Source organism: Paenibacillus tengchongensis, assembly GCF_008973665.1.
Lineage (GTDB): Bacteria > Bacillota > Bacilli > Paenibacillales > Paenibacillaceae > Paenibacillus_AQ > Paenibacillus_AQ tengchongensis.
The window spans coordinates 79,861-100,181 of the sequence record NZ_WACP01000011.1 but is presented as its reverse complement, the minus strand read 5'-3'; the positions used below and the strand labels follow the sequence as shown (position 1 = coordinate 100,181).

Below are 20,321 nucleotides of genomic sequence, written 5' to 3'. Positions count from 1 at the left end.
TGGTGTGTGATGCAATCCCGCTGCCGCCTGACGGATGAGTCTTATGCATCCGGCTCATTCCCGCTGCGTTCCGGGCTTTCCGGCGCCGGCGGAGTTTCATCGGTCAGCGGCAGAAAAACCGTGACCCGAGTCCCTTTGCCAAGTTCGCTGTCCATCTTCAGCTTGCCGTGGTGCAGCTCTACGATCTGCTGCGAAATGGCCAGCCCGAGTCCTGTGCCGCCGTTCAGTGAATCGACCTGATAGAACCGGTCCCGGACGCGGGCCAGATGCGCTTCACTGATGCCGATGCCGCTGTCGTGCACGGTAACAGCCGCTTCGCCCGCAGGCAATGCCTCTGCCGACAAGACGATGCTGGAGTCCTCCGGCGAGAACTTCACAGCATTGTCCACGAGATTCAGAAATACCTGCTTTAGCCGGTTCGGATCCCCCTTGATATAGATAGGTTCGCCGCATTCCAGCACGAGCCGGATCCGCTTCTTCTCCGCCTTGGCCCATATATTCAGAATCGTCTCCTGCAGCACTACCTTTATATCCACCAGCCCGATGGAGAGCTTCATCTCGTTTTGCTGCAGCTTGGCGAAATCGAGAATCTCTTCCACCAGCCCGATCAGCCGGTCGCTCTCCCGTGAGATGATACTCATTCCGAGCTTCGTTTCCTCCGGATCATAACCGCCCGAGATCAGCGTCTCGCTCCAGCCTTTAATGCTTGTTAGCGGTGTGCGCAGCTCATGGGATATGGAGGAGATGAATTCATCCTTGATCTGGTTGCTGCGGATGATTTCATCGGCCATATAGTTAAGCGTGGAGGCCAGATCCCCGATCTCATACCGGTAATCTCCCTTGATGCGGGTGGTGAACTTCCCTTTGGCCATCTGCGCCGATACCGCCGTTATATTATTTAGCGGCTTAACGATCGAGTTAGCCAGCCCGATGCTGAATAAGGCAACCACCGCCATGACTGCAGACCCGATGCCGATGGACACGAGTGTAAGATTAAGCAGACTGCTGTCGATATCCTCCATGGAGGTCAGATACCGCATCACATACGTTTCACGGCCGAGCTGTACCATTTTGGAGACCGCCATTACGCTCTCGTTCGTGCTCGGCTGTCTGCCGACCCAGCGCCCGATGCTGCCGCCGACTGCTTCGGGAACATCGCTGGTTGTAATGGTACCATTCTGCTGGAAGCCGGTCGAGGTCGTCAGGATATCGCCGTTCACATTCAGTATCTGCAGTTCCGTATTCGTCATCGAGAAGAAATCAAGCAGCTTCTGCAGCTGATCGGGAGACGGTTCTCCCGTGAACCTGTACATGACAAAATTCTCGGCAGCGCCGATCTGGGTCTCGATTTTGCTGTACACACTATCGTAGTAATAGGTCCGGATCGCCAGCAGGAAGATAACCTCAACGAGGAGAAGCGCCACAAAGACCACCAGAATATAGTGCAGTACAATCTGTCTGCGCATCCCCTTCTTGATCATTGTCCTTGGCCCTTCCACTTATAGCCGTGTCCCCATACGGTCTGCAGGAATTCCGGCTCTGAGGGGTTGCCTTCGATCTTCTGGCGCAGCCGTCGGATGTTGACATCCACGATCTTGGGGTCGCCCATATATTCCTTGCCCCAGACATGATCCAGCAGTACATCACGGCTAAGCGGCGTATTCTCCTTCTCCAGGAAAAACTGCACCAGTGAGAACTCGGTTGGTGTCAGTTCAATCAGTTCTCCGTTCTTCTTAAACTGCTTGGAGATCAGATCCAGCGTAAACGGTCCCGAGTGAAACGAGACCTTGGCCGACTGCTCGCGGTGCACGTTGACCCGGCGCAGCAGTGACTGAATCCGCGCAATTAATTCGGTCGGACTGAAGGGTTTGCTGACATGATCATCAGCCCCCACTGACAGCGCATAGACCTTATCCTGCTCCTGCACTTTGGCCGTCAGAAAAATAATTCCGATCCGCTCGTTGGTCTCCCGGATGCGCCGGCAGACCTCAAACCCGTCGATCCCGGGAACCATGACATCCAGGAGGGCAATATCAATATCGGGAACGGAAGTCAGCTTGTGCAGCGCCTCGTTGCCGTCAGCCGCTTCCAGCACCTCGAACCCGTTGCGCTTCAGGTTAATGACGATAAAACTGCGGATGGATTCTTCATCCTCCAGAATCAAAACTTTACTCATCGATACCCTTCCTTTCAATGGGGGCAGTAATTTTGCCTTTGTCTCCCCCGCTTGTACTTTGCTCCAGTTCACCTCGGTAGCCGATAAACTTATCCAAATCGCGGCCCAGCAGCTCCCAGCCGTCCGTTCTCGCCCGGCTCCACTCGTCCTCGGTGAAGAAAGAAACCTCCGCCACCGTCTCCCCCGTATCAGCCATGATGAATTTCAGCGATTCGTTCAGCACGGACCGTGTATCCACCGTCACCTTCTCGTTCCATTCCGGCGAAATATTGATGACGAAACGGTCCGCAGGATCCTGGTACAGCTTAGCCGCAAAGTCCAGTCCATCCTTGCCGTCCCATTTGTAATACGAATTGAAATACGGGATGGTCTCCGGATCGAAATACTCCCAGCCTTTGGGCGGTTCAAGCAGCCCGATCTCGATGATGCCGTCGTTGTCGATATCCTTGCTGACGATCTTCCGGTCTTTGAAGGTACGCGCATCGCCGGGAATAACTACCCGCAGCTTGTTGTTCTCCATAACAACCAGGGTCGTATAAGCAGAGCGGGAATCTACCGCAGAATCCAGTACAATACCTTCTTTGTTCTTGGCCACTTTTCCTGAGACAATATTGTAATAATTACTGAAATACGGATCGATGTCATCCAGCGAATCGAGTACCTTAAAGCCTTCATTATATTGATAAGTCGTAATCGTAGCGATCTCGTTGCGCTTGAAATAGACGATTGTAACATCCTCAATGCCGTCTTCGTTCAGGTCATCCAGCAAATATTTCGTATAGGGCTGGTTCAGCAATTCATCCAGCTCGCCGCCGGAATAGTTGTAGACCACCATCCCCTTCTCCTCGCCGCGCGAATAGCCGGCAATGATGTTCTTCGTGCCGTCTCCCGACACATCGCGGATATCCACGGAATCAAGCTGGGTGCCTTTTCCGTCAAATACAAGCTTCTTGACCCACTCACCCTCCTGCTTCTCCAGGAGCAGTCCATGGATCAACACAGCTTCATTGGGGGTCAGGTAGAAGACCAGCGTATCCATCCTGCCGTTATTGTCGAAATCATCGGTAAAAATGGAACTGTCATTATCTCCGTTAATCGGCCGGATCAACGAAGAACCAGCCGGAATCCAGGAATTGATCGCCGTCATCAGTGAAGCCTTGTCTGCCGACAGCTCCGGCGCCTTCATCTGCGAAACAGGGTCGCTGATGAAGGTGCAGGCCGGCAGCATGCCCAGCATCAGCCATGCCGCTGCAAGCCGCCTTACCACGCGTTTATTCAACTTCATCACTCTTTCCTTGTCCCGTGATTCCGCCGGCTATAACTTCAGACGCTCCTGCGAAGTCAGACGGCGGCCTTTCACATCATACTTGATTCTTCCGTCTTCCAGCACCCACAGCCGGGTGGCATAGCGCTCAGCCAGTTCCAGCGGCAGTACAGTGATCACCGTAAGTCCAGTCTCCTTGCAGAGCCTGCGCAGCGTCTCCAGGACGCCTTCAGCCGTGCGGGGGTCAAGCCCGGTTACGGGCTCGTCCGCCAGAATGACCTTGGCTCCGTGCACAAGCGCCCGGGCGATAGCCACACGCTGGCGTTCGCCGCCGCTGAGCTGGCTGGTCTTCAGCTTGGCCTTGTCCAAGAGTCCCAGCGCATCCAGCTCATCCATGGCTCCCATATAATCGTCGGAACGGACCATCCCGGTAACCATCCGCCAGAGCGGGGTCTGGGAGGCTTGTCCGATCAGTACGTTCTTAAGTGCGGTGCGGTTCGGATTGAGCTCCGCATTCTGTTCCAGATAAGCCCATTCCTTGCGGATCTTCTTCCTTCCGCTCCAAAAGCTCTTGTGAATATCGATGCCGTCTACGCGAAAATTTCCCCGGTCCCATTTCTCGCGCAGCGCCAGGCAGCGCAGCAGGGTTGATTTGCCGCTGCCGCTGGCCCCCAGCAGAACGACGAATTCCCCCGGCTCCAATTGAAATCCAATATCCTGCAGCACGGGAACGTTGTCTTCGCCGACCGCTTTGGCCAAATGTTCGACTGTAATCATTGCTTCAGCCCTCTCCCTGTCTTCAACTCTACTCTATAGTGTACTCTGAAAGCGGGATCAAATTCCATGCGAGCACTCGTTCTTAGTTTACCCTATATCATTCTTCGTGGCGAGTGGAGAGAATAATAACCCAAGCAGACCGAACAGAATATATAGACCGCCCATCAGGGCGAATACGCCTCCGCTCCACCCGAATTGCAGCAGCAGGCCGCCGATGCCGGGACCGGCAATGCTGCCTAGGCTGAAATGGAAAGAACCGACGACATTGGCGGCAGGCAGCAGATGGCGCGGCAGGATATCGGCGGCATAGCTGAGCCCAAGCGAGAAAAAGGAGCCGACCAGACCGCCGGCTATCATCAGTAGTACGAGTGTAAGCGCAAAATGGTCGCCCGCCAGCGGAAGCAGGCTGAAGGCAGCTCCTCCCCCTACTCCGGCCATGATCAGAATTGTCTTCCGGCCGAAGCGGTCGCTCCAGATGCCGAGCGGCAGCTGCAGCACCAGACCGCCGATACCGGCAAACGGCAGAAGCGCGGCAATCTGGTCGGTGCTGTATCCGATCCGCAAGCCATAAACAGGGAAGTTGCTGTTCAGGCTGGCCTCCATGTAACCATACAGAAGGGCCGGAATCAGTGCGTACCAGGCCAGACTGTAGCACCGGCCGAACCGCCGGACCTGATTCTCACCGTGCTCTACCTTGTCCGGATGCGAATCCGGAAGCTTGAAGAGGACCAGAGCCAGAACGAGCACGAACAGGACAGCGGTAAGGATGAACGGGGCGGCATCGCCAAAACGGAGCAAGCCGAGGCCAAGCGGTCCCAGGCTGAAGCCCAGCCCGTAAGACATTCCGTAAAGCGAGATGTTACGCCCGCGGTGTTCGGCAGGCGCCATCAGCAGCACCCACAGCTGGGCCGCATAGTTAATGGCAGAATCGCCGATGCCCACCAGCAGCCGCAGGACGAACCAGGCTTTTATACCGGGAAACAGCGGAAACAGGATTAGCGTAACCAGCACCAGGCTCAGGCCCCCGGCAATCAGCTTCTTGAAGCCGACAGCGCCGAGCACCCGCTCCGCAACCAGCGTCATCGCGAAGGAGCCGACATACAGCGCGGCTGCGTTTAAGCCGTTCAGCGATGAGGAGACCCCCTTCTGCTCCAGCAGAATCGACAGCACCGGCAGCAGCAGCCCCTGGCTGAGCCCTGCAGCGATAATAGTCGTTATTAAAATCATGTAATTCAGTCGGCCGCCCGCAGCGGCCGGCGCCGGAAGTTTGTCTGACACGGATGAATCCCCCTAAGTAAAAATGCTTATGTAAAGTGACGCCGATTCCACAAACACCGAACATTATAGTGGACAAGCCTCTTTGAAACAAGAGATAATATATAGAAGTGACAGATTCCGGGAGGTCAAGCTTCATGAGTTATGAGCTGAAAATCGACGTTTCGCCTGTGTATGAGCTGCTGGACAGCTTTATGCTATATGTTACGAAAAAATGGATTTCCAACCTGGATATCGGCATCGATTGGATACGTGATCTGGACGGGCGCATTCCGCCGCAGCAGGTGGCAGCGCTCCGGCAGGCCGCCGAGTGGCCGTTCGGCGACTATGATGTGCTGTATGCACTGGCCTATAACCGCGGTTCGGCGGTGAATGTGGGCCAGTTCCTCGATGACCTGGAAGCCGCGTCGCCGCAAGCCTGCCTCGAGCGGGTAACACAATACTTGCCGGAATTGACCGCAGAGGAGTGCGTTCGGATCAAGAACGGCTACGGTCCGCTGCTGCGGCTGTGGTATGAGCAGTATTTCCGGCATGCGGAGAACAAAATCCTGCCGCTGCTGATTGAAGACGCTTCGGAGAAGAAGCTGCTGGAGAGCAAAATGGACCCCGCAGCCCTGATTGAATACGCATCCGGCGGTGTGGTTATCGGCGACATCACCGGGCTGGAGACCATCGTGCTGCTTCCAACCGTGCATAACCGGCCAATTAATACTTACTGCTTCTACAAGACGCTGATTATCATTCAGTATCCGGTCGACGTGCCTTCCGAAGACGAAGATGAACCGCCTACCGTGCTGCTGCGGCTGACCAAAGCGCTCTCGGACCCTACGCGGCTGCGGCTGCTCCGATACGTTGCCCATGAACCGAAGACGCTGTGGGAGATGCAGTATGATCTTCATCAGACCAGCGAGATGCTGATGCACCATCTGCTTATTCTGCGCGTCGCCGGCCTCTTGCGGGTGCATCTCAGCGATGACGGGGAAGGCAACGAGCGGTTCAGCATCCGGCCGGACGGCGCGTCCGAGCTGCAGATGTTCCTGGAATCCTACATTCGTATTTAATGATATTTGCCGGCAGATCCGGATACAAAGATAAGGAGTGAACCCGATGAGTACCTTGAAACAACAAATCATCTTTGATCTGGATGATACCCTAGTCCACTGCAACAAATATTTCGATCTCATCCTCGGGCAGTACTTTGAGCTGATGAGCGACTGGTTCGGAAGCGAAGGCATCACCACCGGCGATATCCGCACCAAACAGGTGGAAATTGATGTGGAGACCGTAAGCACAAGCGGTCTGGCCAGCGAAAATTTCCCGAAATCACTGATTGCCACGTACCGCTATTTCGCGGCTAAATACAATCGTTTGACCGATCCGCAGAAGGAGGAGCAGCTTATGAAGCTCGGCCTTAGCGTATACGATCAGGAGATCGAGGCGTATCCCGGAATGGTAGAGACACTGGACACCCTGAAGCAGGAAGGTCATGAACTGTATCTGTATACAGGCGGAGACGATATGATCCAGAAGCGTAAAATCGAGCAAATGAAGCTTGGCCTCTATTTCGACGACCGCATCTTTATCCGCCAGCACAAAAATGTGGAGTCGCTGGAGGATATTTTGCAATCCCACCGCTTCGACCGGACACGCACCTGGATGATCGGCAACTCCCTGCGCACGGATGTGCTGCCGGCCGTTACGGCCAGAATCAACAGTATTTATCTGAAGCAGCAGAATGAATGGCTGTACAACCTGATCGAGCTGCAGCGCGAAATGCAGCAGTCGGTGACGACCATTTCTTCCATCACCGAGGTTCCGCCGGTGATTCGCAGACGGGCGCAGCGCACTAATCACGGCTGATTAAGAGCCGGGACTGCAATGACCTACCGTTTTCCTTTTGAAGAACACTGTAACAAATGACATAGGCAGCCTTCCCTGGACATGATTAGAATATTTGGTGGGAAATCACCGAATCATAGTCCTGGAGGTAAGGTATGAAACGCAATGCTGCAAAGCAAAACCCGGCCCGGCGAAGCCGTCTTCTGCCAATGCTGCTGGGAGCGGCCGTCATTCTACTGCTGATCCTGCTGCTCTACATGCTGACGGCCACCAAGAATACTGCCGGCGCCGACCTTGAAGGACTGCCGAACTACACGGATGTCAAAGGTACTTTTGTTGTGGACGGCCTGAAATATGAGAAGCAGCCAATGCTCGGCAGCCCGGACGCCAAAGTCAAGGTCATGGAGTTCGCCGACTTCAAATGCCCGGCCTGCAAGAAATGGACCGAGGCCTACCTGGACTCCTTCATCAGGGATTATGTGGATACCGGCAAGGTACAGCTGTACTTTATGAACTTTGCATTTATCGACCGCGACTCTTATCTCGCGGCCAGTGCCGGTGAAGCGATTTACCGGCAGAGCAATGAGAAGTTCTGGGAATACGTGCACAAGCTGTACGAACAGCAAGGCGACGAAAGCAAAATCTGGGCTACCCAGAAGTTCATCCTGAATTTCGTCAAGGAAAACATCAGCGGTATTGATTATGAGCAATTTGCCCGGGATTTGCAGGATCACACGTACATGTACGATGTAAAGGAAGATTTCAAGATTGCCGGGGCTTTCGGCGTAAACGGCACCCCGAAATTCATGGTGAACGGTGAACTGCTGCCCGATTCCTCGTATGAGGGACTTACGGCCGCCATAGAGAAGAGTCTGGCGGAGTAAGCAGGTCCCGCTCTTGAACAAGACAAGAGGATGCGTCCCGTGGGATGCATCCTCTTGTGCTTTATTCAGCGTTATTCCACGTTCAGCCGTCCTGTGGCAGGATCCGCTAGCACCAGCTTGCCTTCCCGCGGAGAGCCGTCTTCGGCGGTTAATTTCAGCTTACCCGTCCGCCCCTTCTCGACAATCGCCTTGACCTGGGCGTCCGTCAGCGTCCGGCCGTGGTTCTCCTTCCATATGACAAACTGACAGCCTTCCTTGTAATGCGAGCAGCCATAGCCTTTACGGCCCATGAAGATCATCCCGCCGCAGCCGGGACGCGGGCATGGCCCGATAATGCTCGGTCCGCCGGTGTCCGGTTTGGCTTCAGCGGCTTGCTTACGGACCCGGGCAGCCGTCTGGCCCTCAGCCTTACGGGTACGCGCTGCCGGCTGGCCCTCCGCCTTACTGGCGCTTCCCCCGCCTCTGCGGGCCTTGGCCGGCGGCGTCTCCGATTCAAAGGAAGTCTTGTCGGCACGCGACTGCCGGCGCACCTTGTCGACGATCATCGATGCGAAGCGCTTCACATTCTCCATGAACTGCAGATCGGAAGCGGAGCCTCTGGCGATTTCGTTGAGCCGCCGTTCCCACTGGCCGGTCATTTCCGGCGAAGTCAGCAGCTCAACGCCGGCGCCGCGGATCAGCTCGATGGCGGTGCGCCCTTTTTGCGTAATCACGATCTTCTTGCCCTGCATCTCGATGTAACCGACATTCTTCAGCCGTTCAATGGTGGCAGCGCGGGTAGCCGGCGTACCGAGTCCCGAATCCTTCATGGCATCACGCAGCTCTTCATCCTCAATCTGCTTGCCGGCACTCTCCATCGCTTTGAGCAGGGTCCCTTCCGTATACTGCTTCGGCGGCTGGGTGTCCTTCTCCTTAACGACGGCGTCTGCACACTGCACGCCCAAATCCGGAGTTATCGCGAAAGGCTCATTGACCTCCACTTCCTCTTCCTCTTCGTCGTCCTTTCCTTTGCCCTTGGCCGGCTTGGGCTTGTCCTTCTTCTGGTCGGCATAGATGACTTTCCAGCCGAGGCTCAGCAGCTCTTTGACTGTGGTTTTGAAGGTTTCACCCTCTACCTCGGTCAGCACAGTATGCACTTTATACTCCGCCGCCGGATAGAACTGGGAAAGGAACCGCCGGACGATCAGATCATACAGCTTCATTTCGTCCGCACTGAGCCCGGAGGCTTTGCGGGGAGTCGGCAGTATGGCATGGTGATCCTCGACTTTGGCCGGATTGCAGACGAATTTATTGCCCTTGTGCACCAGATTGCGGTTCGCTTTCCTGACCCACTCATCGTAGGATGTTCCCTGCAGCGCCGAGAGCGTCTTATGCATCTCCGGAATATTCTGCTCGTTCACATAGTTGGAGTTGGTCCGGGGATAAGAAATAACCTTATGCTTTTCGTACAGCGCCTGGGCGATATCCAGCGTTTTCTTGGCGGAGAAGGCAAACTTGCCGTTCGCTTCGCGCTGCAGCAGGGTCAAATCGTACAGCTTATTCGGATACTCCTTCGTCTCCTTGACCTCATAAGAGCCGATCCGCCCCGGTTTGCCCTTAACCTTGGCAGCAATCGCATTCGCCTTGGCCTGCTCGGTGATCCGCTCTCCCTGCCACATTCCTTTGTAGGCCAGCTCATTTTGCGTAAAATGGCCTTCCACCTCAAAGAATTTCAGCGAGGAAAAGGCCTCGATCGTCTTTTGCCGGTCATAAATGAGCGCCAGTACCGGAGTCTGTACCCTGCCGACCGACAGCAGCACATTATGCCTGGTAGTAAACGCCCGTGAGCCGTTCATCCCAATCAGCCAGTCCGCTTCGCTGCGCGCTTTGGCCGCTTTGGTCAGGTTCTCATACTCCGCACCGTCCTTCAGCTCCTGGAAGCCTTTGCGGATCGTCTCCGGCGTCAGGTCGGAAATCCACAGCCGCTTGACCGGCTGGCTAAGTCTCAGGTGCCGCTGGATGAGCGAAAAGATATGCTGCCCTTCACGCCCGGCGTCGCAGGAATTCACCAGAAGATCGCTGCGCTTGGCAAGCTCGGCGATGACCTTCAGCTGGTCCAGGGTGCGGCTGTTCGGCACCAGCTTGAATTCCTCGGGGATAATCGGCAGATCGTTAATATTCCATTTCTTATACTTGCCGTCATAAGCCTCAGGCTCGGCCAATCCGATCAAATGCCCGATCGCCCAAGTGATGATATACTGCTCCCCTTCCAGATAAGAGCGGTAATTTTTAGCCTTCGGTTCTATTGCGGCGGCGATATTCCGCCCCATATCCGGTTTTTCCGCAATAATGAGTGTCTTCAAAAAGAATCGCTCCTTGCCTGCTTTATCAGTCTGAACATCTCGCAGTATTCTATTATAGCATTTTTGGGCGGTTTTTTTTAGAAGACTCTCAAAAACGACGGTTTTGTCCAAGCAATGGCGCCGGCAATTTCTCCGTGTAACCGGAATCACCTGCCTTGTGGAGGGGGATTAACCATGGCCCTATTGCGTTATCCCTCCGGATCCTTTCAGTGCCAATATCCGGCTCACACCCTCCTCCAGACTGATCAGCTCCTTCACGCTTTCCCTCCGGCTCTTCCACTCGACTTTCCGGCCTGCCGCGTCTTTGCCGACGACCACTGTAACCGGGATACCCATCAGCCCGGCATCCTTGAATTTGACGCCGGCCCGTTCATCCCGCTCGTCAAGCAGCGTCTCAATACCCGCACGGGTCAAAGTCCCGTAAAGCTCCTCGGCAGCGGCAGTCTGCTCGGTGTCCTTCATGGACATCTGCAGAATATGCACCTGATAGGGAGAAAGCGCAGCGGGCCAGATCAGCCCTTCCTCATCGTGATTCTGTTCTGCTATTGCACTTAACAGCCGGGAAATCCCGATCCCGTAACACCCCATAATCATCGGCCGGCTGGTGCCGGAGGCATCCAGATAGCTGGCACCCAGCTTCTCGCTGTACTTTGTTCCCAGCTTAAACACGTGGCCGATTTCAATTCCCTGTTCGAAGTTCAGGCTTGCTGCTCCGCATTGCGGACAAGCCTCTCCTTCCACTACATTGCGGAAATCACCGACATGACTCAGGACGAAGTCTCTGCCCGGCACCACACCGCGCAGGTGGTAATCCTTCACTCCGGCACCGGCAATCCCGTACGGCATCGCGGCTACAGCGGCATCGACCAGCAGCGTCAGCTCAAGACCCACTGGGCCGACAAAGCCGCTTTCCACCCCGGCAAGCCCGGCCACCGCCCCGTGCTCGGCCAGCACCAGTCCGGTTATACCGGTGGTTTTCTGCAGCTTAATCTCATTGACTTCATGATCGCCACGGACCAGGACAGCGAATGACTGGCCGCCGCCGGTATAGATGAGCGTCTTGATAATCTGCTCAGGTACGATGCCTAGCCTATCGTGTAGCTCACCGATCGTGCGGATACCCGGTGTGTGAAACCGCTCCAGAAGGGGCCGACCGGCTTCATCAGCGTGCATAGCGGTTACTTCTGCAGCAGACGCTTCCGCCTGCTCCAGATTGGCGGCATAGCCGCAGGCCGGACAGACGGCAATCGTGTCCTCGCCGATGCCGGCTATTGCCATGAACTCATGGCTGCCGCCTTCGCCGCCGATCGCTCCCGAATCGGCATGCACCGCCCGGTAATCGAGCCCGCAGCGGTCAAAGATGCGCTGATAAGCCTCGAACATCCTCGTGTAGGAGGCATCCAGCCCCTCCCAGTCCGGATCAAACGAATAGGCATCCTTCATCAGAAATTCGCGGCCTCTCAGCAGCCCTGAACGCGGCCGCCGCTCATCGCGGAATTTGGTCTGAATCTGGAACAGCGTCACCGGCAGCCGGCGGTAGGAAGCGAGCTCTCCGCGGACCAGTGAAGTTATCACTTCTTCATGGGTAGGGCCGAGCACAAATTCCCGTTCGTGACGGTCCTGCAGCTTGATTAACTCTTTCCCGTACACTTCATAGCGCTCCGACGCCTGCCACAGCTCGGCAGGCTGCATGGAGGGCATCAGCAGCTCCTGGGCTCCGGCAGCTTCCATCTCCTGCCGGACAATTCCCTCCAGCTTCCGCAGCACTCTCTGACCTAGCGGCAAATAGGTATAGATTCCCGCCGCCAGCTGGCGGATGTAACCGGCACGCAGCAGCAGCCGGTGGCTGGCTGTCTCCGCTTCAGCGGGAGCTTCACGCAGGGTTGTGGCGAACAATTGGCTTTGACGCATTTCCTTCATTCCTCTCATGGCTCATGTATTATAAACCACAGCGCAGCTGTTCTGCCGCGAGACGCAAAAAGGCACATCCGTCAGGGACGAATGTGCCGTGGTACCACCCTTATTCAACCGCTTGGCATCCTTGGCGCCGTGGCAGTCCTTCATCCGGGTAACGGCCGGTGCCGGCGGCGGCTTCAAGCCCGGAGGCCGAAGTGCCGCAGCTTCCCAAGGCAGGGTATGCTTCTGTCGCTTACGGAGGACCTTTCAGCCGGTGAGTCCTCTTTCTGTACAGGCGATTTGGGCGAAGCATAGATCCTTGATCAACGCTGCTCTGCATATAATATTTAATAATCTACGGGATAAAACAGTTTCCGTCAAGACTATTCCTGCAACGCATTACCGCAGTTCTGTTCCGGCAAACAAAACAGCCGCCCTCCGGGTCTTTCCGGATGACGGCTGTATCCTATAACTCTATTAGACAAGAACTGTCGAACCCATCAGGTACTTATCGACCTCACGGGCGGCTTCGCGCCCTTCATTGATCGCCCATACGACCAGGCTCTGTCCGCGGCGCATGTCACCGGCAGCAAATACCTTGTCAACGCTGGTGTTGAACTTGCCGTACCGCGCCTTGACATTCGTGCGCCGGTCCGTCTCCAGGCCAAGCTGCTGCACCAGCGTCTGCTCCGGTCCGTCAAAGCCGATGGCGATGAGGGCAAGCTGGGCGGGGAATGCACGTTCCGTGCCGGGAACCGGCTGATAAATCTTGCGTCCGGTCTCATCCACCATCCGGTGAATCTGAACGGTGTGCACTTCCTTCAGGTTGCCGGCTTCATCGCCGACGAACTTGGTCGTCATGATGGAGAATTCGCGCGGGTCTTCCCCGAAGATCGCCTTAGCTTCTTCCTGCGCGTAATCGAGCGTATATACGTTCGGGAACTGCGGCCACGGATTGGCAATCGGGTCACGGGTCAGCGGGGCTTTCTCGTGGGTACCGAATTGGGTGATGCTGCTGCATCCGTGACGCAGCGCTGTGGCGACACAGTCTGAGCCGGTGTCCCCGCCGCCGAGCACAACTACATCCTTTCCGGCAGCCGACACGTATTGGCCGTCGGTCAGGCCGGAGTCCAGGTAGCTCTTGATGGTGCCGGTCAGGTAATCCATGGCATACATTACGCCGTTCAATTCTCTGCCTTCCACATTGAACTCACGCGGCTTGGTTGCACCGCCGCACAGCACCACCGCATCGTACTCTTCGACGAGCTGCTGTGCAGGGATATCCTTGCCGATCTCCGTATTCGTAATGAAGGTAATCCCTTCGGCCGCCAGCAAATCTACACGCCGCTGTACCACGCTCTTATCCAGCTTCATCGTCGGAATGCCGTAGGTCAGCAGCCCGCCGATTCTGTCGCTGCGTTCGTAGACGGTCACTGAGTGACCGGCCTTGTTCAGCTGTGCGGCGGCGGCGAGTCCTGCAGGGCCGGAGCCGACAATGGCAACCTTCCTGCCGGTACGTTTCTCCGGCGGGTTCGGAACGATCCAGCCTTCTTCAAAGCCCTTGTTCACAATGGCCAGCTCTATGGTCTTGATTGTAACCGGCTGGCCGATCAGACCGACGGTACAGGAGCCTTCGCAAGGCGCCGGACAGATGCTGCCGGTAAATTCCGGGAAGTTATTCGTCTTATGCAGGCGTTCCAGCGCTTCCCGCCACAGCCCGCGGTAAACCAGGTTGTTCCACTCCGGAATCAGATTGTGCACAGGACAACCCGATGTGCCTCCGGACATGTCGATCCCCGTATGGCAGTATGGGGTTCCGCAATCCATGCAGCGTGCACCCTGTGTCCGAAGCTCGTCCTCGGATAAATGATGATGAAATTCTTCCCAGTCCTTCACGCGCTGCTCGGGATCGCGGTCTCCTGGGAGCTGGCGCTTATACTCCATAAATCCAGTAGGTGTCGACATATCTACGTTTCCCCCATCCGTTCTCTTCTTGTTGATGTATAGTACATTGTATCATAAGCCGGCGGCATTATCTCTAAGTAGTGTTGATTACCTGCACAGCCTATACTATCTTCAACTTTAGCATTCCTAATTTTAATTATAGTAGCATCCAATACTTTCGTACTGTAATGGATTAATCTGCTGATTATTTGTACTATTTAACATGTTGTGTTAGAGAAAACGTAAATTTTTATATATTCTTAAACAGAACGTTCATATACATAGAACCGGTAATCATGCGGATTCTGTTCATCACGGATCCCCGGTACATTCGAGACTTCGCGCCACTGGCTCCAATCGACCTCCGGAAAGACCGTCTCTCCCGGAAAATCCTCATCGATACGTGTAACAAGCAGCTTATCGGCATACGGCAGCATCATTTTATAGATTTCAGCCCCGCCGATCACCATCAACTCATCGTCTTTGCGCCCTTCCGCCAGCGCTTCCTCCAGCGTATGAATGACCCGTGCCCCCTCAGGCGCGAAGCTCCGGTCACGGGTAATTACGATACTCGTCCGGCCCCTCAGCGGCTTGCCACCCAGCGAATCCCAGGTTTTACGCCCCATCAGCATCCGCTTCCCCAGCGTCTCACGTTTAAAATAGTCGAAATCCCGCGGCAGATGCCAGGGCATATCATTGTCCTTGCCGATCACACCATTCCGGGCCATCGCCCAAATCATGCTGATACTCATGCAGCATCCACTCCTTCGCAGGTTCTCCCGGACCGGGAGGGTTATATGGCTACCGGCGCTTTAATGCCCGGATGATGCTCGTAGCCTTCAAATTCGAAATCTTCAAAGGTGTAATCAAAAATGCTGTCCGGCTTTCGGCGGATATTCAGCCGTGGCAGCGGATACGGCTCCCGGGCCAACTGCGTAGCCACCTGTTCCAAATGATTTGTATAAATGTGCACATCGCCGCCGGACCAGATAAACTCTCCCGGTTCAAGGCCCGTCTGCTGCGCCACCATATGCGTCAGCAGCGCATAACTGGCAATGTTAAACGGTAAGCCGAGGAAGGTGTCTACAGAGCGCATCGTAAGCATGCAGGAAAGCTTGCCGCCGGCCACATAGAACTGGAACACAAAATGACAGGGCGGGAGCTTCATATTCTCAATCTCGGCCACATTCCAGGCACTGACGATATGCCGGCGCGAATCCGGATTCTTCTTAATCGATTCAATTACCTCAGCGATCTGGTCAATACGGCGGCCGTCGGCGCCCTCCCAGGCCCGCCATTGCGAGCCGTAGACAGGACCCAGCTCCCCGTTCTCGTCGGCCCATTCGTCCCAGATGGAGACGCCATTCTCTTTCAAATAAGCGATGTTGGTCTCGCCTTTCAAGAACCATAGCAGCTCATGCACCACCGATTTCAGATGGATGCGCTTGGTCGTTACCAGCGGAAAGCCTTCCGCGAGATTAAAGCGCAGCTGACGCCCGAACACCGAAAGGGTGCCGGTGCCGGTCCGGTCGCTTTTGGCTGTACCGTGGTCTAGAATATCCTGAAGTAAATCCAAATAATTACGCAAGCTGCCCCGCACTCCTCTCTAATGATCATATTACAGTTTACCATGACCTGACCTCGCTTGTAACTTGCAAAGAATTAGAAAAATGCAAATGACCGCGGTTACTCCCAAATCCGCAAATGAATATCGCCGGAGCCGGCTTTCAGCGCCGCCCTTCCTCCAACTGGGAACGTGATGATCGGTGAGGTATGCCCAAAATTCACATCAGCGATAACGGGAAGGCGGGCGAGCTCTTTTTTGCTGCGGATAATAGTTGTCAGAAGCTCCCGGCTCATACCCGAACCGCGCTGAAAGCGGCCGATCACCAGACCTCTCACCTTCTCAAACCCAGGCTGCTGGATCAGCGAGACCAGGTCCCGGTCAAACGTCGCCGGGTGGGACTCGAAATCATCCTCCAGAAAAAGAATGGCATCTTGCAGGCTCGGCATAAACTCCGTTCCTTGCAGCAGGTTCAGCGTGCACAGATTGCCGCCGATTAGCAGGCCTTCCGCTTCGCCGCCGTTAATGGCATAAGGCCCGGAATTCGGTTCGAACACACGGTTCTCCTGATCCAGGTACCAGGAATCGTCGCTCCATTGACCAGAGGGCTCAATGGCTACAGTACAGTCTTCCGTCATCATCTTCTTGAAATAATCAAGCGTATAATCAAAACCATGGATCATGCCAAATGTGGAGAAATGCGGACCCGAGTAGGTGATTAGGCCTGTCTTCGCGTATATGGCACCGCTCAGCGCAGTGATGTCCGAATAACCGCATAGCCGTTTAGGATGGGCCGCAATCAGATCATAATCAAGCTCCCGCAGCAACTGGTTGCAGTTATAGCCCCCCAGCGTCGTAAGGATGCCCTTTACAAGGGGATCGGCAAAAGCAGCGTGGATATCACCGATCCGTGACGCAACAGAAGAGGAATCAAAGACATCCTTCTCATAGGCATTTGCGGCAAAAGTAACCTTAAATCCCAGCGCATTCAGCCTCGTTACCGCCCGCTTCATCTGGTCCTCCGCAATGATGGCCAGGCTGCTGGACGGTGAAATGATCCGGATTTCATCACCCGGCTGTAATTTAGCGGCTTTCATAGACATTCCAATCAACCTCCATTTAATGATGCTTCTCTCTATTTATTGCCGGCCTGATCCTGGTAAATTATATTCCTAAATTGTAACATACACCGTTATTTCCGCCAGCAGCAAAAAAGAGACGCTGCCGGCCAAGTAAATGACCGGATAGCGTCTCTTTCCATACCGCAGAATGCGGGTAAGTTATTATTTCACAACATGAATCGGATGGCCTTCTACCAGCTCAGCCGCTTCCATAACGATTTCACCCAGGGTCGGATGCGCATGGATGGTCAAAGCGATATCTTCAAGCGTAGCGCCCATTTCGATCGCGAGACCAAGCTCGGCGATCAGGTTGGAAGCTTCCAGCCCGACGATTTGTGCGCCCAGCACCAGATTGTTGTCGGCATTCGCCACAATCTTGATGAAGCCGTCCGGAGCGTTCAGGGATACGGCGCGGCCGTTGCCCGCGAACGGGAATTTGCCGGCTTTTACCTTGATGCCTTTGTCCTTGGCTTCCTTCTCGGTCAGACCGACGCTGGAGCATTCCGGATCAGTGAAGACTACGGCAGGAATCACTTTGTAATCCACTACGGATTTGTGGCCGGAGATGGCTTCGGCAGCAATCTTGCCTTCGTAGGAGGCTTTATGTGCCAGGGCCAGACCGGGAACAATGTCACCGATGGCATAGATGTTAGGAATGTTGGTACGTCCCTGATGGTCAACCTTGATCAGACCACGGTCGTCCAGTTCTACGCCGATCAGATCCAAGCCCAGTTCGCCGTCGGTGTTCGGACGACGTCCTACAGTTACGAGCAGATAGTCGGCAGTAACTTCCTTGGACTCGCCGCCCACGGAGTATTTCACTGTAACTTCCTTGTCGTTCTGTACGGCACTTTCAGCCTTGGCGTTTGTAACGATCTCGATGCCGGTCTTCGCCATATTCTTGGCTACCAGACGGGTCATGTCCTTATCGAAGCCTGGCAGTACAGTATCCATACCTTCGATAATGGTTACCTTGGTTCCGAATTTGGAGTACATCTGGCCGAGCTCGGCGCCGATGTAGCCGCCGCCGATAACGATCATGCTCTTCGGAATCTCCGGCAGATCCAATGCTTCGGTCGAGGACAGAATGCGTCCGCCGAACGGGAACGGCTTCAGCTCGATCGGACGGGAGCCGGTCGCGATGATGCAGTTATTGAACTTGTAACGCGGAGATTCATGCTCATTGAACAAACGGGCTTCGTTTGCGCTGATGAACATGGCTTCGCCGCTGAATACTTCGATCTTGTTGCCCTTCATCAGGCTGGTTACGCCGTTAGTCATTCTCTTGACAACGCCGTTCTTGAATTCCTGAGTCTTGGCCCAGTCCACCTTGACGTTCTCGGCAGTTACGCCGAATACTTCGCCGTGCTGAGCAGCTTCATACTGATGAGCTGCCGAGATCAGCGCCTTGGAAGGAATACAGCCGCGGTTAAGGCACACGCCGCCGAGCTCCGATTTATCCACGATGAGGACCTTCTGGCCGAGCTGGGCGGCACGAATTGCCGCCACATACCCGCCGGGACCTGCACCAATAACCAATGTGTCGATTTCGATTGAAGCGTCTCCGACTACCATTAATTACACCTCCATAACTAACATATCAGGATTTGCAAGCAGGGACTTGATATAGTTCATAAAGTTCTGAGCGGTTGCACCGTCGATGATGCGGTGGTCAAAGCTCAGGGACAGCGCCATAACCGGAGCCGATACGATTTCGCCGTTCTTGACAACCGGCTTCTCGGTGATGCGTCCTGTACCGAGGATCGCCACTTCAGGGAAGTTGATGATCGGTGTGAAGAACATACCGCCGGCGGAACCGATGTTGCTGATGGAGATCGTGCTGCCCTTCATTTCATTAGGAGCCAGCTTGCCGTCGCGTCCGCGCAGGGCGAGGTCGCTGATGGCACTTGCGATCATCCAGATGCTCTTACGGTCGGCGTCCTTGATCACAGGAACGATCAGGCCGTTGTCGGTGTCTGTAGCGATACCGATGTTGTAGTATTTCTTGTAGACGATTTCGTTCGCTTCTTCGTCGATCATGGCATTGAGAGCCGGGAACTGGCGGGAAGCGGCCACAAGAGCTTTAACGATGAACGGCAGGTAAGTCACCTTGACGCCCTTCTTCTCGGCTACCGGTTTCATACGGGCACGGAAGGCAACCAGCTCGGTTACGTCCACTTCGTCCATAATGGTTACGTGAGGAGCGGTGTAAGCCGATTTCACCATAGCATTGGAGATGGCTTTGCGGATGCCCTTGAACGGTACGCGTTCTTCTTCCAGGCTCACATTGCCAGCAGCTGCAGGTGCTGCTTCTTTCTTCGCTTTCGGTGCTTCCGCTGCTGCTGCTGGAGCCGCTGCCGGAGTTGCAGCCGCCGCTGCAGGTGCCGCTGCAGGTGCCGCTGCGCCGCCCTTCATGAAGGCTTCCACGTCTTCACGGCTAATCTTGCCGTTCTTGCCGGTGCCGTTCACTTTGGAGATATCAACGCTGTTGTCACGGGCGAATTTGCGCACGCTTGGCGTTGCCAATACGTCGCGGTCAGGAGCCGGTACCGCTGCTGCAGTAGCTGCGCCGCCTTTGGCAGCATCCGCTTCCTGTGCGGCTGCCTGTGCCGGTGCTGCAGCGCCTTCCTGCTGCGGAACTTCGCCTTCTGCGGCGATAATCGCCACAACTTCGCCTACATGGCAGATTTGGCCGTCTTTGGCGAACACTTCAAGCACAGTGCCGTTAACCGGGCAAGGCACTTCGACTACGGCCTTATCGTTCTGCACTTCCATGATGATATCGTCATCGGTCACTTTGTCGCCGGGTTTGATGTGCATCTTGATAATTTCGCCTTCATGCAGACCTTCGCCCAGCTCCGGGAACGTATACTGGAAATTCGCCGAGCTTGCAGTTGCAGGAGAAGAAGTAGTATCCGCGCTGCCTTTAGCCGCATCCGCTTCCTGTGCGCCCTGGGCTGCCGCATGGCCGCCTTCCTGCTGCGGAACATCACCTTCCGCTTCGATAACCGCTACAACTTCACCTACGCGGCAGACCTGGCCGTCTTTAGTGAAGACTTCCAGCACGGTACCGTTAACTGGACAAGGCACTTCGACTACCGCCTTGTCGTTTTGAACTTCCATGATAATATCGTCGTCGGTTACTTTGTCGCCGGCTTTGATATGCATTTTAATAATTTCGCCTTCATGCAGACCTTCGCCCAGCTCCGGGAACCGGTACTCAAATTTAGCCACCTTGA

Annotated in this window: 16 protein-coding genes; 3 read left to right on the top strand and 13 right to left on the bottom strand. The window is 55.2% G+C overall.

The genetic code is table 11. From position 1 onward, the window contains the following. Positions 1–41: 41 nt before the first annotated feature. From F1381_RS18510 to F1381_RS18490, 5 genes are all read right to left on the bottom strand, one after another. Positions 42–1,481 carry a sensor histidine kinase gene (locus F1381_RS18510; RefSeq protein WP_151736323.1) on the bottom strand — a complete coding sequence of 480 codons (1,440 nt, stop codon included), beginning with the start codon at positions 1,479–1,481 and terminating at the stop codon, positions 42–44. Then, entirely contained in the window at positions 1,478–2,176 is a 699-nt protein-coding gene (locus F1381_RS18505) for a response regulator transcription factor (protein ID WP_151736322.1), read from the bottom strand. The genes F1381_RS18510 and F1381_RS18505 overlap by 4 nt, the downstream gene beginning before the upstream one ends. Beyond that, entirely contained in the window at positions 2,169–3,455 is a 1,287-nt protein-coding gene (locus F1381_RS18500; protein ID WP_151736321.1) for a hypothetical protein, read from the bottom strand. Before F1381_RS18500 ends, F1381_RS18505 begins: the two co-directional genes overlap by 8 nt. 36 nt (positions 3,456–3,491) lie before the next feature. Beyond that, positions 3,492–4,217: a phosphonate ABC transporter ATP-binding protein gene (locus F1381_RS18495; protein WP_151736320.1), complete on the bottom strand. Its 726-nt coding sequence runs from the start codon at positions 4,215–4,217 to the stop codon at positions 3,492–3,494. An 87-nt stretch (positions 4,218–4,304) separates the two neighbouring features. Then, positions 4,305–5,444 (bottom strand): MFS transporter, encoded by a 1,140-nt coding sequence (locus tag F1381_RS18490; RefSeq protein WP_151736471.1) that lies wholly within the window; start codon positions 5,442–5,444, stop codon positions 4,305–4,307. Positions 5,445–5,629: 185 nt separating this feature from the next. Here F1381_RS18490 and F1381_RS18485 point away from each other — a divergent pair, with 185 nt between their 5' ends. The 3 genes from F1381_RS18485 to F1381_RS18475 all read left to right on the top strand — a co-directional run bounded on the left by F1381_RS18485 (position 5,630) and on the right by F1381_RS18475 (position 8,215). Continuing rightward, entirely contained in the window at positions 5,630–6,553 is a 924-nt protein-coding gene (locus F1381_RS18485; protein WP_151736319.1) for an ArsR/SmtB family transcription factor, read from the top strand. Positions 6,554–6,599: 46 nt separating this feature from the next. Continuing rightward, positions 6,600–7,352 (top strand): HAD family hydrolase, encoded by a 753-nt coding sequence (locus F1381_RS18480; RefSeq protein ID WP_151736318.1) that lies wholly within the window; start codon positions 6,600–6,602, stop codon positions 7,350–7,352. Between the two features lie 134 nt (positions 7,353–7,486). Then, complete coding sequence (locus F1381_RS18475) at positions 7,487–8,215, top strand: DsbA family protein (protein ID WP_151736317.1); 729 nt, start codon at positions 7,487–7,489, stop codon at positions 8,213–8,215. Between the two features lie 71 nt (positions 8,216–8,286). Here F1381_RS18475 and F1381_RS18470 read toward each other — a convergent pair whose 3' ends face one another. The 8 genes from F1381_RS18470 to F1381_RS18435 form a co-directional block, all read right to left on the bottom strand. Beyond that, on the bottom strand, positions 8,287–10,557 hold the full coding sequence (locus tag F1381_RS18470; protein ID WP_151736316.1) for a type IA DNA topoisomerase: 2,271 nt from the start codon (positions 10,555–10,557) through the stop codon (positions 8,287–8,289). Between the two features lie 180 nt (positions 10,558–10,737). Beyond that, positions 10,738–12,468 carry a proline--tRNA ligase gene (locus F1381_RS18465; protein WP_151736315.1) on the bottom strand — a complete coding sequence of 577 codons (1,731 nt, stop codon included), beginning with the start codon at positions 12,466–12,468 and terminating at the stop codon, positions 10,738–10,740. A 462-nt stretch (positions 12,469–12,930) separates the two neighbouring features. After that, positions 12,931–14,418, bottom strand: a complete 1,488-nt coding sequence (locus F1381_RS18460; RefSeq protein ID WP_151736314.1) for a glutamate synthase subunit beta — start codon at positions 14,416–14,418, stop codon at positions 12,931–12,933. A 239-nt stretch (positions 14,419–14,657) separates the two neighbouring features. Beyond that, a complete protein-coding gene (locus tag F1381_RS18455) occupies positions 14,658–15,149 on the bottom strand; it encodes a dihydrofolate reductase (protein WP_151736313.1) in 492 nt (163 codons plus the stop codon). Between the two features lie 41 nt (positions 15,150–15,190). Further along, a complete protein-coding gene (locus F1381_RS18450) occupies positions 15,191–15,985 on the bottom strand; it encodes a thymidylate synthase (RefSeq protein WP_151736312.1) in 795 nt (264 codons plus the stop codon). A gap of 98 nt (positions 15,986–16,083) precedes the next feature. Beyond that, positions 16,084–17,058: a S66 family peptidase gene (locus F1381_RS18445; RefSeq protein WP_151736470.1), complete on the bottom strand. Its 975-nt coding sequence runs from the start codon at positions 17,056–17,058 to the stop codon at positions 16,084–16,086. Positions 17,059–17,244: 186 nt separating this feature from the next. Then, complete coding sequence (gene lpdA / locus F1381_RS18440; protein WP_151736311.1) at positions 17,245–18,657, bottom strand: dihydrolipoyl dehydrogenase; 1,413 nt, start codon at positions 18,655–18,657, stop codon at positions 17,245–17,247. 3 nt (positions 18,658–18,660) lie between these two features. After that, positions 18,661–20,316 (bottom strand): 2-oxo acid dehydrogenase subunit E2, encoded by a 1,656-nt coding sequence (locus F1381_RS18435; RefSeq protein WP_151736310.1) that lies wholly within the window; start codon positions 20,314–20,316, stop codon positions 18,661–18,663. Positions 20,317–20,321 lie beyond the last annotated feature (5 nt).